Here is a 13,842-nt window from a genome sequence, read left to right on the forward strand (position 1 = left end):
CGGTCCCATTCCGAACCCGGAAGCTAAGCCTGGTAGCGCCGATGGTACTGCAACCGAAGGGTTGTGGGAGAGTAGGACGCCGCCGAACTTACTTTGACAGTCAGGCCCCGGTTGAGAACGCGACAGCGATCTCCCGGGGCCTGACTGCATTTCCACACCATTTTCGGCCTTGATCTAGAGGTCGATGACGATCTTGCCGCGCACGTGCCGGCCGGCCTGGAGCTCAGTCGCGCGGTGGATCTGCTCGACCGGGAAACTCGCCGCGATCGGCACCCGGAGCCGGCCTGCCGCGACCAGGCGGGCGATCTCTTCCAGGGCACCGGGAGCGGCGTTCGCGCCGTTGGCCGCCGGCACCCCGTCGACTTTCGTGGCGATGGTGCAGATGCGGCTGTCCGGAACGCCGAGTTCCCTCGCTGCGTGCAGTGTCTCTGTCCCGTACAGGTCGATGGCGGCGGTGACCCCACCGGGAGCGAGGGCTCGAACCCGGTCGGCCAGGCCGTCGCCGTAGGTGACCGGCTCCGCTCCCAGCTCGCGCAGGAACTCGGACGACGCCGCTGATCCCGTGCCGATCACGCGCGCTCCGGCCATCCGCGCCAGCTGGACGGCGAAGACCCCGACCCCGCCGCCCGCGCCGCCGATCAGCACGGTGTCGCCCGGGCCGGGCGACACCGCGGCGAGGGCGGCGGAGGCCGTGCGGCCGGCGATGGTGAAGGTGGCGGCGGTGCGGTCGTCGACGCCCTCGGGAGTGTGGTGGGCCTCGTTCGCCGCGGCCCCGGCCGGGTCGATCACCACGAAGTCGGCGACCGCGCGCGACAGGGCGCCTCCGAACACGCGGTCGCCGGGCGCGAAGCCGGTCACTTCGGCACCGACCTGGTCGACGACCCCCGCGTAGTCGGTCCCGAACCCGGCCGGGAGGCTCAAGCCGAACCGGGCGGCGGTGTCCGCGTCGGCGGTCATGATCCAGTCCATCGGGTTCAGGCCGGCCGCGGTGACCCGCACCCGGACCTGTCCCGGCCCGGCCTGCGGAGCGGGAATCTCGCGGACGCCCAGGACTTCAGGGCCGCCGAACGAATCGAGCTGCACCGCCCTGCTCCTGCTCGTGGGCAAGTGATCGCTCATGTATGCCTGTCTCCTTGGCTGAGGGAACGCAGTGAAACGGACTATGCTCCGTTTGCATGGACGACCCTAACACAATCGGAGCGTGATCCGTTTTGGCTGAGGCGGAGATGCGTACGCCGCGCGCGGACGCAACCCGTAACCGCGAGCAGCTGCTCGCGGTGGCGACTCGCGTGTTCGTGACGGCTGACGCCGAGCCGTCGATGCGCGCGATCGCCCGCGAGGCCGGGGTCGGCATCGCCACGCTGTACCGGCACTTCCCGACCCGCGAGTCCCTGGTCGACGCGGTCTACCGGGATCAGGTCGTGCGGCTGACGACCGGCGCTCGTGAACTGCTCGCCCGGGTGCCCCCGGCCGCGGCGATGCGGCGCTGGATGGACTTGTTCGGCGACTGGATCGCGACCAAGAACGGGATGCTCGACACGCTGCTCGCGATGATCGAGTCGGGCGAGATCGCCCACGCGCAGACGCGGACCGAACTGCTGGCGGCCATCACGACGATCCTCGACGCCGGCCGCGCGGCGGGCGACCTGCGCTCCGACGTCACCGCCGAAGACCTCGCCGCCGCCCTCATCGGCATCTTCACCGTGGCCCCGCGGCGCGAGCAGGAGGCCAAGGCCGGCCGCCTGCTGAACCTCCTGATCGACGGCCTCCGGCCACCGCCTGGCTGAGCCGCCTTAACGCTGGGGCCGGCGCAGGAGATACGTGTCCATGATCCAGCCGTGCTTCTCCCGCGCCTCCGCACGGACCGAGCTGATGCGCGCCGCCAGGGCGGAGTCCAGCGGGCCCGACAGCAGAATCTCGTCCGGCGTCCCCACGTATGCGCCCCAGTAGATGTGGATCCCCTGGTCGGCGAACTGGTCGAAGGTGGTGTGGGCGTCGAGCAGGACGAAGACGTCGTCGGCGTCCGCGGGCCAGCCCGCGGCGAGGCGGCGGCCGGTGGTGAGCTGGACGGCGCGGCCGATCTGGTTCATCGTCGTGCGGTGGCGGGCGACCAGCGCGGAAATGCTGCTCACGCCGGGGATCACCTCGTAGTCGAAAGCGATGTTGCCGCGCGCGAGGACTGCCTCGATGAGGGCGATGGTGCTGTCGTACAGCGACGGGTCGCCCCAGACGAGGAAGGCGCCGGTGTCGTCGGGGCCGAGCTCGTCGCGGATGAGGCGCTCGTAGACGTCCGCGCGGAGCTCGTGCCAGTCGGCGACAGCGGCGCGGTAGTCGGTCGGTGTGCGGTCGCGCGAAGGATCCGTGGCCGTGACCACGCGGTGGGGGCGTGTGACGAAGCGCGCCAGGATGTCCTGGCGCAGCCGCACGAGGTCGGCCTTCGCGGAGCCCTTGTCGAGGACGAAGAACACGTCGACGCGGTTGAGGCGGTCGATCGCCTGCACCGTGAGGTGTTCCGGGTCGCCGGCGCCGATCCCGATCGCGTAGAGCTTCCGCATCACCGCAGTCTGCCGGGCCGGGTAACCGGTCCCACAGGCGGCCCACGTGGTGAACCCCTACCCCCAAGGGGTATAAAGAGATCAGGAAAGCCACAGCACGAAGGAGCCGGTGATGACCGAAGCCACCTACACCGTCGAGGGTATGACCTGCGCGCACTGCGTCGGCGCGGTGCGTGAAGAGGTCGGGGAGCTCGCCGGTGTCCGGGAAGTCGACGTGGACCTCGCGTCGGGTGCGGTGAAGGTCGTCAGCGAGCAGCCGCTGGCCGTGGACGCCGTCTCGGCGGCCGTCACCGAGGCCGGCTACCGGCTGGTCGCGTAGGCCGCCATGACCACGACGACACACGCTCCACAGACGGTCGAGCTCGTCATCGGCGGGATGACGTGCGCCTCGTGCGCCGCCCGCGTGGAGCGCAAGCTGAACAAGGTCGACGGGGTCACGGCGAGCGTCAACTACGCCACCGAGAAGGCCCACGTCGAGTTCCCGGCCACGATCTCGGTCGACGACCTGGTCGGCGTCGTCGAGGCCACCGGCTACACGGCGCAGCGCCCCGAGCCCGAGAAGCCCGAAGCGCCCGAGCCCGACGACGAGACGCGTCCCCTGCGCGACCGGCTCGTCTACTCGGCGCTGCTGACGGTGCCGGTGATCCTTCTCGCGATGGTCCCCGCGCTGCAGTTCGACAACTGGCAGTGGCTCTCGCTCACCCTGGCCGCGCCGGTCGTGGTGTGGGGCGCGTTCCCGTTCCACCGCGCCGCGTGGACCAACCTGCGCCACGGCGCCGCGACCATGGACACGCTGATCTCTCTCGGCGTCTCCGCGGCCACGCTCTGGTCGCTCTACGCCCTGTTCTTCGGCACCGCCGGCATGACCGGGATGCGCGACGCCTTCACCCTGACCGTGACGCCGGGGATGGGCACGAACAGCATCTACCTCGAGGTCGCCTCCGGCGTCACCACGTTCATCCTCGCCGGCCGCTACTTCGAAGCCCGCGCCAAGCGCCGCTCCGGCGCCGCCCTGCGAGCGTTGTTCGAGCTCGGCGCGAAGGACGTCACCGTCCTCCGGAACGGCACCGAGCGTCGGGTCCCCGTGAGCGAACTGCGCGTGGGCGACAGCTTCGTCGTCCGGCCCGGCGAGAAGATCGCCACCGACGGCGTGGTCACCGAAGGCAGCTCCGCGGTCGACCTCAGCATGATCACCGGCGAGTCCGTGCCCGTCGAAGTCGCCGCCGGCGACGCCGTGACCGGCGCGACCGTGAACGTCGGCGGCCGCCTGGTCGTGAAAGCCACCCGGATCGGCGCCGACACCCGCCTCGCCCAGATGGCGCGCCTCGTCGAGGAAGCCCAGAACGGCAAGGCCGCCGTCCAGCGGCTGGCCGACCGGGTGTCCGGGATCTTCGTCCCGATCGTGCTCATGCTCGCTCTGATCACCCTCGTCGCGTGGCTGGCCGGTGGCGGCGACGTCGCCGAAGCCTTCACCGCCGCGGTCGCCGTGCTGATCATCGCCTGCCCCTGCGCGCTCGGCCTCGCCACGCCCACGGCGCTGCTGGTCGGCACCGGCCGCGGCGCGCAGCTCGGCATCCTGATCAAGGGCCCCGAGGTGCTCGAGTCCACCCGGCGCGTCGACACCGTCGTGCTCGACAAAACCGGCACCGTCACCACCGGTCGCATGAGCCTCACCGCCGTCCACGCCGCCGAGGGCGTCACGGAGGCCGAGGTCCTGCGCTACGCCGGAGCCGTCGAAGACGCCTCCGAGCACCCCATCGCGAAGGCCATCGTGGCCGGCGCCCGCGACCGCGTCGGCGAACTGCCCGCGGTCCAGGAGTTCCGCTCGACCGAGGGCCTCGGCGTCACCGGCCTCGTCGACGGCACCGCCGTCCTCGCCGGCCGCGCCGCTTTCCTGGCCGACTGGGGCATTCACGTCGACGGTCCGCTCGCCGACGCCAAGTCGGCGGCCGAGCAGCAGGGCGCCACGGCGGTGTTCGTGGCCTGGGACGGCGCGGCCCAAGCCGTGCTGGTCGTCGCCGACACGATCAAACCCACCTCGGCCCGAGCCGTCGCCGAGCTGCGCGCGCTCGGCCTCACCCCGGTCCTGCTGACCGGTGACAACGCGGGCGCCGCTCAGGCCATCGCGCAGGCCGCCGGGATCGACGAGGTCATCGCCGAGGTCCTGCCCGAAGACAAGGTCGCGGTGGTCAAGCGGCTGCAGTCCGAGGGCCGCGTGGTCGCCATGGTCGGCGACGGCGTGAACGACGCCGCCGCCCTCGCCCAAGCCGACCTCGGCCTGTCCATGGGCACCGGCACCGACGCCGCCATCGAGGCCGGCGACCTCACTCTCGTCCGCGGTGACCTGCGCGCCGCCGTCGACGCCATCCGCCTCGCGCGGCGCACGCTCGGCACGATCAAGGGCAATCTGTTCTGGGCTTTCGCCTACAACGTCGCCGCTCTGCCGCTGGCGGCGTTCGGCCTGCTCAACCCGATGATCGCCGGGGCTGCCATGGCCGTTTCGTCGGTGTTCGTGGTCTCGAACAGCCTCCGCCTGCGCGGCTTCCGCGCCGCACGCTGAATCGCACACAAAAGAGGGGCACCCCGGCCGGGGTGCCCCTCTTTCAGTGTCCGAATTTCACGGTCCGGATTTCACCGTCCGAACCTACGAGCGGACCAGCCGCGCGATCGCGTCGGAGGCCTCGCGGACCTTCAGATCGGCTTCCTCACCGCCGGCCGCCGCGGCCTCCACGACGCAGGTGGCCAGGTGCTCGTCGAGCAACTCGAGCGAGAACGACTGCAGCGCCTTCGTGGCCGCCGACACCTGCGTGAGGATGTCGATGCAGTACTTGTCCTCCTCGACCATGCGTTGCAGGCCCCGGATCTGTCCCTCGATGCGGCGCAGACGCTTCAGATAGGCATCCCGCTCGTTGCCGTAGCCCGTCATCGCGCATCGTCCCCTTCGTTCGCACCCGTACGTCGTCGAGTATACCCACCCCACGTATCCGATACGGGGTATGCGTATTCACGCCCGGACGGCCACCGCGATGACGAGCCCGCCGACGTTCGTCGTGAAGTGCACCAGCACCGACGCCAGCACGCCCCGGCCGAAGTGCCGCCACGCGTACAGGAAGACACCCGCCGCGGCGGCCGCGACCATCGCGAGCACCTGCAACAGCTGCGTCGGGATGCCGCCCAACGCCGCGTGCACGGCCGCGTTGCGCCCGACGGCCAGCGCCGGCAGGAAGTGCCACAGCCCGAAGAACGCCGACGCTCCGAGGATCGGCCCCCACCGCCAGCGGTCGTCACGCGCGCCGAGCAGCGCCGGCAGCACGCCGCGGAACGCGATCTCCTCCACGATCACCGTGCCGAACGTGATCCGCCCGAGCGTGAGCCACAGCAGTTGCGGCAGGTCGGGGTCGCCGACGCGCCCGTCGTCGTAGACGGTCCGCAACGCCGGCACCGCGGCCGCGATGCCGAAGACGACCAGGAAGAACGCCGCCCCGATCAACCCGGTGACGGCCGCCCGCCCGAGCGTCGCGCGGCTGACGCCGAGGTCGGCCGACGTGTACCCGGCGCCGAACGCGAGCGCGAGCAGCACCGCCGCCGTCACCGCACCGCAGATCGGGTATGCCCAACCCGGCAGGACCCGGTTGGCGAGCGTGGTCGCCGTGGCCAGCACCACCACGCACACGACGACGAGCAGCAACCGCGTCGACGTCCTCGGCCCGGTGATGGTCATGGCCCCAACTTAGGGGCGCACGTGATCTCGGCAGGGCGCTCCACGCCGGGGACGGGGTGAAAAGCCGGGGCGGCGCCGCGTGCTCAGGCTGCCCGGAAGAAGTTGCAGGAGTGAGACAACCGCAGGTCAGCCGGTTGCGGTTGCCTCGGTGAGCGCCGGTTTGCGGCGCTGGACGGGCACGGGGGTGTCGGTGTCGCCGGGCTGCGGGTCGAGCGCGGCGGTCGCCGACGCGAGGAGCTCGCGCGTGCCGGTGAGCGCCGTTTTCAGGCGGTGGTGGATGGCCGTCAGTTCGGCGACGCGATCGTCGGCCTGGGTGACGATGTCGTTGGCGTGCTCGGTCGCGCGGCGAACCCGGGCGTCGGCCTCCGTCTGCGCTTCGGCGATCTGCGCGGCGAGCACGCGGTGGGTTTCCGTGCGCTGGTTCTCCAGGTCGCGCAGGGTTTCCGTGCGCTGGGCAGCCAGCGCCCGCTCGGTTTCGACGCGTTCGGTCTCCAGCTTGCGCAGCGTTTCGGTGCGCTGCGCGTTCAGGTTCCGCACTGTCTCGGTGCGGTGGGCGTCGAGCTCGCGCAGCGTTTTCGTGCGCTGGGTGTCCAGTTCGGTGATCGTTGCGGTGCGGCGCTGGTGCAGGGCCTCGGTGAGGTCGTCCTCCATGCGGCGGCGCCGCGTGGCGGCGGCCTCGTCGGCGGCGGCGCGTTCGGCGGCCGCGCGGCGCATGAACTCCTCGTGCGCGGCCTGCTGGCGACGGCGATCTTCCTCGGTCGCGGCGACGAGCGCGCGTTCCTTCTCGGTGAGCCGCACCGCCTCGGCCTCGGCGTCGAGCCGCGTCTGCTCCGCCTTTTCCTTTGCCCGTGCGATGATTTCCGAAGCTTCTTCGCGAGTCAGCTCGATCATGCGCCGTGATCGTTCCTGGAGCGCGTCGGCTTCTATGGGGGTGCGGCTGATGCGGTCGATCGTCGCGTGCAGCTCGCGGTTGTGCTCCGCCAGCCGGGCCGAGCGCCGCATCGCCGCGTCGCGTTCGGCCGCCACGCGGCGGAGCTCTTCCTGGGCCCAGGCCACGAATTCCTTGACCTGGCCTCGGTGATAGCCGCGCCAAGCCGGTTCGAAACGCGGCTCGACGGACATCAGGTCCTCGCCACCTTCGGGGGCCATGGCCTCACCTCCCATTTGGATGGTTTCTCCCCGGGCGCGTTTTTTTCGTTGCCGCACCGAGGTTTCCGTGTGCCGTCCAGTGTGCCCGAAGACCGGGCCGCTGTGTGGACAGGCACGCGATCAATCTTCGAGTGGATCTTCCGCGCCCGTCGCGGTGCTCCGCACACCGGCCAGTTCCGCGAGTTCCGCCGTCAATTCCGCGAGATCACCGCGGCCCTGCAGGCGCAGCGTGACGACCGCGATCCGTTGCCCCTCTTCGGAAACCGTCTCCCTGTCGACCGCCACCTGGTGGACCACCCAGCCGCGTTCGGTACAGCTCGCGAGAACGTTTCGCAAAACTCCGTGCCCATCGGAGTAGCTCAGCCGCAGAATGGGTGGTTCACGCCGATGCCGTGCCACGAACCGGGAAAGGGGCGGGAAACCGCGAGTGATCACGATCAGTCCGACGGTCGTCGCCACCGCGAGCACGGGCAGCCCCGCGCCGCACGCGACGCCGACGGCCGCCGCGAGCCACACCGTCGCGGCCGTCGTGAGCCCGCGCACGGCGTCGCGGCGCACGAAGATCAGCCCGCCGCCGACGAACCCGATGCCCGAGACGATCTGCGCCGCGATCCGCGACGGGTCGAGCGCCACGTGCTCGGTGTTCAGCAGATCGGCGAACCCGTACTTCGACACGAGCATGAACACCGCCGACCCCACGCCCACCAGCGTGTGTGTGCGCAGGCCGGCCTGTTTGTTGCCGACCTCGCGCTCGAGGCCGATCGCCGTGCTCAGCACCAGGGCGAGCAGCACGGGGAGCAGCAGTGACCACTGTGCGTCCGTGGACCAGAGAGCGTGCACGCGGACACTTTGCCTCGCCGCGCGCTGGCGCGCCCGCCCGGCCCCCGAGGTGGATCACCCCTAAGCTCGGCGCATGGCCCGCTACTTCGACGTGCACCCGCAGAACCCGCAGCGGCGCTCGCTGGCCCAGGTTGTGGACCTGCTTCGCGAAGACGGGCTCATCGCGTACCCCACCGACTCGTGCTTCGCGCTCGGCTGCCGGCTCGGCAACCAGGAGGGCATGGAGCGGATCCGGGCGATCCGCAAGCTCGACCACCGCCACCACTTCACGCTCGTCTGCCAGGACTTCGCCCAGCTCGGGCAGTTCGTGCATGTGGACAACGCGGTGTTCCGCGCGATCAAGGCCACCACGCCCGGGCCGTACACGTTCATCCTCCCCGCGACGAAGGAAGTGCCGCGGCGGTTGATGCACGCGAAGAAGAAGACGGTCGGCGTGCGCATCCCGGAGCACGTGGTCACGCAGGCGCTGCTGGCCGAGTTCGGGGAGCCGATCCTGTCGAGCACGCTGCTGCTGCCCGACTCCGGCGAGCCCCTCACGCAGGGCTGGGAGATCAAGGAAGAGCTCGATCACCAGCTCGACGCGGTGCTCGACTCCGGCGACTGCGGCGTCGAACCGACCACGGTGGTCGACTTCTCGTCCGGTGAGGCGGAGATCGTCCGCTACGGCGCGGGCGACGCGACGCGGTTCGAGTGAGCTTCGAGGGAGCTCAGTACCCCACGAGGTAGCGCTGCAGCGTCGGCCCGAGCCAGCGCACGGCCTCGTCGTCGGTCATCTCCGCGACCGGCGGTAGCCGCAGCACGAACCGGCACAGCGCCAGACCCAGCACCTGCGACGAGATCAGCCCGGCGCGCACCGGCGCCTCGGCGGGATCCGGGCACACCTTCGCGACCTGCGGTCCGAGCTGGTCGGCGAAGATCGAGCGCATGCGTCCGGCCGCCGTATCGTTGGTGACGCCCGCGCGCAGGAGCGCGAACAGCGTCTCGTCGCCCGACCAGCGCGCCAGCACGTGCCGGGCGAGCAGCGTGCCGATGTTTTCGAGCGGCAGCTGCGTGAAGTCGGGCAGGCGCAGGTCGAACTGGGCCGCGGCCGCGAAGAGCTTCTCCTTGGAGCCGTAGTAGCGCATCACCATCGACGGGTCGATGGCCGCGTCGGCCGCGATCGCGCGGATCGTCGCGCGCTCGTACCCGTCCGCGGCGAAGCGCTCGCGGGCGGCGTCGAGGATGGCGGCGCGCGTCGCGTCGGAGCGCCGGGGTCGGGCCGAGGTCATGCCAACAACTGTAGGCCAACAGGTGTTGACACAGCTAGTACCAGGGCGTCTACTGAATGCCAACAGGTGTTGGCAAACGGATGTTGACTTGGGGGTCGGCATGGAATCGGAAGTGCTGGTGGTCGGAGCCGGACCCGTCGGGCTGCTGCTCGCCGGGGATCTCGCCGAGGCGGGCGTGGCCGTGACGGTGCTCGAACGGCGGACCACGGGATCGAACCTGACCCGGGCGTTCGGGGTGCACGCCCGCACGCTGGAGCACCTCGACGTGCGCGGCGTCGCCGACGAGCTCATCGCCACCGGCGCGCGGCTGCGTGAGCTGCGGCTGTTCGACCGGGTCGAGATCGACCTCGCGAAGCTGCCCTCGCGCTACGGCTACCTGCTGATCACCCCGCAGACCCACACCGAGGAGATCCTGCGTTCGCGCGCCGAGCGGCTGGGCGCGAAGTTCGTGTGGGGCGCCGCGGTGCGCACGCTCGCCCAGGACCACGACGGCGTCGACGTCACCACCGCCGACGGCGCGCGCTACCGCGCCCGCTACCTCGTCGGCACCGACGGCCTGCACAGCGTCGTACGCCGGCAGCTCGGCCTGCCGTTCCCCGGCCGTTCGGTGCTGAAGTCGATCATGCTGGCCGACGTCCGCCTCGCCTCGCCGCCCGAAGACCTCCTCATGGTCAACGGCGTCGGCGACGGCTTCGCGTTCGTCGCCCCCTTCGGCGACGGCTACTACCGCGTGTTCGCCTGGGACCGGCGCTCCCAGGCGCCGGACGACGCGCCGCTCTCGCTCGACGAGGTCCGCGACATCACCCGCCGCTCCCTCGGCACCGACCTCGGCATGCACGACGCCCGCTGGCTCTCCCGCTTCCACAGCGACGAGCGCCAGGCCCCGCACTACCGCTCCGGCCGCGTCTTCCTCGCCGGCGACGCCGCCCACGTCCACTCACCCGCCGGCGGCCAGGGCATGAACACCGGCCTGCAGGACGCGGCCAACCTGAGCTGGAAACTCGCCGAGGTCCTGGCCGGCCGCATGCCGGAGACGCTGCTCGACACGTACGAGACCGAGCGCCACCCGGTCGGCCGCCTCGTGCTCCGCAGCAGCGGCGCGATCATCCGCCTGGCGATGATCAAGCCGCTCGTGCTCCGCGAAGCCCGCAACCGCCTCCTCGGCGCCGCGTTGTCCGTGGGCCCGCTCGCCCGCCGCGTCGCGGGGGTTGTCTCGGGGGTGGGTATTCGTTACGCGCCTCCGAAGGGTGCTGATCGTCTGGTCGGAGCTCGTGCTGAGGACCGGGTGCTTCCTGGGAGCCGGCTGTACGAGCAGTTGCGGGGTGGCCGGTTTGTGTACGTCGGTGACCGCCGGCCGGCCGGATTGCCGGAGCGGGTGGTGTTCGCACGGGGTGCCGGGGAGGTGCTGGTGCGGCCGGATGCGCACGTCGGCTGGGTCGGGGATCCGGCGCGGTACTTCGGCCGGTGAGCTCGGTTTGCCCGGGTGGCTGCCTGTGTTGGTGGTTGCGGGGCGGTCATGTCTTCGTCGGCGAGCACCGCTCGGCCGGGTTGCCGGACCAGGTGGTGTTCGTGTGGAGGTGCGGGCAGGTACTGGTCCGGTCCGTGGCCCATATGGGCTGGGGCGGGATGCGGTGGGGTGCTGCGGCCGGTGAGCTCGGCTTGCTCGGGCGGCTGCCTGTGTTGGTGGTTGCGTGGCGGTCATGTCTTCGTGGGTGACCACCGCCTCGCGAGTCGGCCGGACCAGGAGGTGTTCGCGCGGGGAGGTCCTGGTCCGGGCTGATGTGCATGTGGGCGTGGGGGATCCGGGCGTGTACTTCGGCCGCCGAGCCGGGCTGGGCACGGTGGGCGGGCCGCGTCGGACGGCCGCCCGTGGGAGTGGTCAGCCAACGACGGCCGCCGGGTGGCCGAGGATGCGGGCGCAGGCGTCGGCGAGGGGGAGGTCGGAGGACGAGTGCCACGCGACGATGGCATCGGGGCGGAGGAGGAGGGCGCCGTCGGGGGAGAGGGCGGTGGAGGTGAGCCAGGTGGGGTCGGGGATCGAGACCGTGCGGAGGCCGAGGTGGTGGGCGATCGCGGTCCAGTGGGTTTCGCCGGGCGGAGTGAGGAGGACGAAGCCCGGGCCGGCGACGTCCACAGTGGACACCCCGGGCGAGACCCAGGCGTGGGGCACGCGGGTGCCAGGCCGGCCGGCCGGCGCGTAGTGGTCGGAGGGGGCGGGGCCGCGGGTGTCGGGGACGAAGGCGCCCTCGTCGTACTGCACGCCGAAGAGGGCGGTGACCGGGTCGACCGGGACGTCGCCGCTGGTGACGGACGTGATCATGGTGCCCAGGTGGCCGCTGATCCGGCTGGAGAACTCGGCCGTCGCGTAGCCCAGGGGCCGGCGTTCGGCGTGGTAGGTGTCGAGCAGCGCGGGTGACGCCGACCCGGCGAGCACGGCCGCGAGCTTCCACGCCAGGTTGTGGACGTCGCCGATCGCGGTGTTCGCGCCGGCCGCGGCCAGGGGCGGCATGGCGTGCGCGGCGTCGCCGGCGAGGAAGACGCGGCCCTCGGCGTAGCGGTCGGCCACGTACATGCCCGACTCCCACGGCATCAGGCTCAGCACCTCCACGTCGAGGTCCGGTACGCCGACCACGGTGCGCAGCAGGTCGCGCCAGCCGTCGTCGCCCAGGGTCGCGGAGCCGGTGAAGTCCGACGTGGAGAACAGCCCCCGATCGGTGCCGTTCACCGACACGAACGCGCCCGACGCCGCCGGGTTCTCGATCCGGCACAGGTTGAACTTCTTGTCCCGCACCAGATCCGTGAGATCCGCGCGGAAGGCGATGTCGAGGTTGTCCGCGAGGTGGCCGTAGCCGCTGCGCGGGATCCCCAGCGCCTCGCGGACCGGGCTGCGCGCCCCGTCGGCCGCGATCAGGTAATCCGCCGTCACTTCCGAGATCTCGCCCCCGGCGGAACGCAGCGACGCCGTGACCTCCGAGGGGGACTGCGTGAACGACACCAGCTCCGTCGAGAACCGCACCGAAACCCCACGATCCTCCGCGGCGCGGCGCAATACCGGCTCCAGCACGTCCTGCGGGCACAGCACGCTCGGCGCCGGGCTCTGATCGTTCATCCGGCCGAACTGCGCCATGCCGGCCTCCATTGCCGGCGTGACCTCCGGCCACGTCGCCTCGGCCAGCGTCGGCCCGCTCAGCATCCCCGCGAACGACGCCAGCGGCGCACTCGCCTCCGCCACCGCGTCGCTCAGGCCGAGCGCGCGGAACACCTCGTTGCTGCGGTGGTTGAACCGCCGCGCCTTCGGCTGCGGTGACGTGCTCGCGTGCTTCTCCACCAGCACCGCGCGCACGCCGTGGTGGTGCAGCAGCAGCGCGGCGGTCAATCCGGCGACCCCACCGCCGCTGATCAGCACCTGCGTCCGTTCGTTCATGACAACCCCCAATTCGACCGGCTTGGACATCCATTGATCGTGTGTGTACGTCGTACACTCTATGTACGTTGTACACGCCGAGTAGGATCGACGCAACCGACAGGAGGCCGCTTGAGCGCTCAGGGAACCCCGACCCCGCCGATCTGGCTGCTGCCCGAACCACCGGAACGGCGGTGGGGCCTCGGCCGCGCGGAGATCGTGAAGACCGCGATCGCGATCGCCGACTCCGGTGGCTCCGACGCGCTCACCATGCGCGCCGTCGCGAAGGAGCTGGGCTCGTCCACGCCCATGTCGCTCTACCGCTACGTGCACAACAAGGACGGCCTCGTCGACCTCATGCTCGACGCCGCGAACGCCGAGGTCACCACCCCCGAGAAGCCGAGCGAGGACTGGCGTGCCGAGCTCTCGCGCGTCGCGCACGACTCGTGGTCGATGATGAAACGCCACTCGTGGTTCGCCGAGCTCGTGCACCAGCGCCCGCCCGCCGGGCCGCACGCGAGCCGCCGCCAGGAGTTCGTGCTGAGCACCTTCGTCGGGCTGGGCCAGGACCTGCCGGCCGCGGTCTCCTACCACCGGCTGCTCGACGGTTACGTCGTCGGCCAGGCCCTGCAGCGGACCGAGGAGCGGAAGATGTGGCAGCGGCAGGGGTTCCGCGGGCTCGGCGACGTCCAGGAACTGGCCGGAGCCTGGTTCGTCGACTTCAGCGACGCGGAGCCGCGTTTCCCGCTGCTCGAACGCGTGGTCAAGGACTTCCTCAGCGCCGACCCCCACGCCCCGGCCACCCCCGCCGAAGACGTTCAGTTCGAGCTCGGGCTCGACTGCCTGCTCGACGGGATCGCCGCGCGCCTGTAGCACCGGCGCCGTGTGGTCCGGGACACGCTAGGT

General features: G+C 71.2%; 14 protein-coding genes and 1 rRNA gene. 7 read left to right on the forward strand and 8 right to left on the reverse strand.

The features are described 5' to 3' along the window. Positions 1 to 88 (forward strand): 5S ribosomal RNA (rrf, locus tag ACFY1H_RS42495); the annotation flags it as partial. A gap of 86 nt (positions 89 to 174) precedes the next feature. Here the strand turns inward: rrf and ACFY1H_RS42500 are convergent. Further along, positions 175 to 1,119 carry an NADP-dependent oxidoreductase gene (locus ACFY1H_RS42500; protein ID WP_366590305.1) on the reverse strand — a complete coding sequence of 315 codons (945 nt, stop codon included), beginning with the start codon at positions 1,117 to 1,119 and terminating at the stop codon, positions 175 to 177. A 92-nt stretch (positions 1,120 to 1,211) separates the two neighbouring features. On the opposite strand from ACFY1H_RS42500, the gene ACFY1H_RS42505 reads away from it, so the two are divergent. After that, positions 1,212 to 1,787, forward strand: a complete 576-nt coding sequence (locus ACFY1H_RS42505) for a TetR/AcrR family transcriptional regulator (protein WP_386955864.1) — start codon at positions 1,212 to 1,214, stop codon at positions 1,785 to 1,787. A 6-nt stretch (positions 1,788 to 1,793) separates the two neighbouring features. Here ACFY1H_RS42505 and cobF read toward each other — a convergent pair whose 3' ends face one another. Further along, a complete protein-coding gene (cobF, locus tag ACFY1H_RS42510; RefSeq protein ID WP_386955865.1) occupies positions 1,794 to 2,555 on the reverse strand; it encodes a precorrin-6A synthase (deacetylating) in 762 nt (253 codons plus the stop codon). Between the two features lie 112 nt (positions 2,556 to 2,667). Between cobF and ACFY1H_RS42515 the strand changes: the two genes are divergently transcribed. Together ACFY1H_RS42515 and ACFY1H_RS42520 are read left to right on the forward strand one after the other, a co-directional pair. Continuing rightward, on the forward strand, positions 2,668 to 2,874 hold the full coding sequence (locus ACFY1H_RS42515) for a heavy-metal-associated domain-containing protein (RefSeq protein ID WP_220243038.1): 207 nt from the start codon (positions 2,668 to 2,670) through the stop codon (positions 2,872 to 2,874). Positions 2,875 to 2,880: 6 nt separating this feature from the next. Next, positions 2,881 to 5,115, forward strand: a complete 2,235-nt coding sequence (locus tag ACFY1H_RS42520; protein WP_386955867.1) for a heavy metal translocating P-type ATPase — start codon at positions 2,881 to 2,883, stop codon at positions 5,113 to 5,115. Positions 5,116 to 5,199: 84 nt separating this feature from the next. On the opposite strand, the gene ACFY1H_RS42525 is transcribed toward ACFY1H_RS42520, so the two are convergent. From ACFY1H_RS42525 to ACFY1H_RS42540, 4 genes are all read right to left on the reverse strand, one after another. After that, positions 5,200 to 5,481, reverse strand: coding sequence for a metal-sensitive transcriptional regulator (locus ACFY1H_RS42525; RefSeq protein WP_366590316.1), 282 nt, complete (start codon positions 5,479 to 5,481; stop codon positions 5,200 to 5,202). A 78-nt stretch (positions 5,482 to 5,559) separates the two neighbouring features. Further along, positions 5,560 to 6,276, reverse strand: coding sequence for a CPBP family intramembrane glutamic endopeptidase (locus tag ACFY1H_RS42530; protein ID WP_386955868.1), 717 nt, complete (start codon positions 6,274 to 6,276; stop codon positions 5,560 to 5,562). A gap of 126 nt (positions 6,277 to 6,402) precedes the next feature. After that, complete coding sequence (locus ACFY1H_RS42535; protein ID WP_366590320.1) at positions 6,403 to 7,425, reverse strand: M protein; 1,023 nt, start codon at positions 7,423 to 7,425, stop codon at positions 6,403 to 6,405. Positions 7,426 to 7,545: 120 nt separating this feature from the next. After that, a complete protein-coding gene (locus tag ACFY1H_RS42540; RefSeq protein ID WP_386955869.1) occupies positions 7,546 to 8,265 on the reverse strand; it encodes an MgtC/SapB family protein in 720 nt (239 codons plus the stop codon). Positions 8,266 to 8,338: 73 nt separating this feature from the next. Here ACFY1H_RS42540 and ACFY1H_RS42545 point away from each other — a divergent pair, with 73 nt between their 5' ends. Beyond that, complete coding sequence (locus ACFY1H_RS42545; protein WP_386955870.1) at positions 8,339 to 8,959, forward strand: L-threonylcarbamoyladenylate synthase; 621 nt, start codon at positions 8,339 to 8,341, stop codon at positions 8,957 to 8,959. Positions 8,960 to 8,972: 13 nt separating this feature from the next. On the opposite strand, the gene ACFY1H_RS42550 is transcribed toward ACFY1H_RS42545, so the two are convergent. Further along, positions 8,973 to 9,533, reverse strand: coding sequence for a TetR family transcriptional regulator (locus ACFY1H_RS42550; protein WP_386955871.1), 561 nt, complete (start codon positions 9,531 to 9,533; stop codon positions 8,973 to 8,975). Positions 9,534 to 9,645: 112 nt separating this feature from the next. Here ACFY1H_RS42550 and ACFY1H_RS42555 point away from each other — a divergent pair, with 112 nt between their 5' ends. Beyond that, complete coding sequence (locus ACFY1H_RS42555; protein WP_386955872.1) at positions 9,646 to 11,001, forward strand: FAD-dependent monooxygenase; 1,356 nt, start codon at positions 9,646 to 9,648, stop codon at positions 10,999 to 11,001. Between the two features lie 411 nt (positions 11,002 to 11,412). On the opposite strand, the gene ACFY1H_RS42560 is transcribed toward ACFY1H_RS42555, so the two are convergent. Then, positions 11,413 to 12,957, reverse strand: a complete 1,545-nt coding sequence (locus ACFY1H_RS42560) for an FAD-dependent monooxygenase (RefSeq protein WP_386955873.1) — start codon at positions 12,955 to 12,957, stop codon at positions 11,413 to 11,415. 111 nt (positions 12,958 to 13,068) lie between these two features. Between ACFY1H_RS42560 and ACFY1H_RS42565 the strand changes: the two genes are divergently transcribed. Beyond that, a complete protein-coding gene (locus ACFY1H_RS42565; RefSeq protein ID WP_366590335.1) occupies positions 13,069 to 13,809 on the forward strand; it encodes a TetR/AcrR family transcriptional regulator in 741 nt (246 codons plus the stop codon). Positions 13,810 to 13,842 lie beyond the last annotated feature (33 nt).

Source organism: Amycolatopsis sp. NPDC001319, from assembly GCF_042896185.1.
In the GTDB taxonomy this organism is placed as follows: domain Bacteria; phylum Actinomycetota; class Actinomycetes; order Mycobacteriales; family Pseudonocardiaceae; genus Amycolatopsis.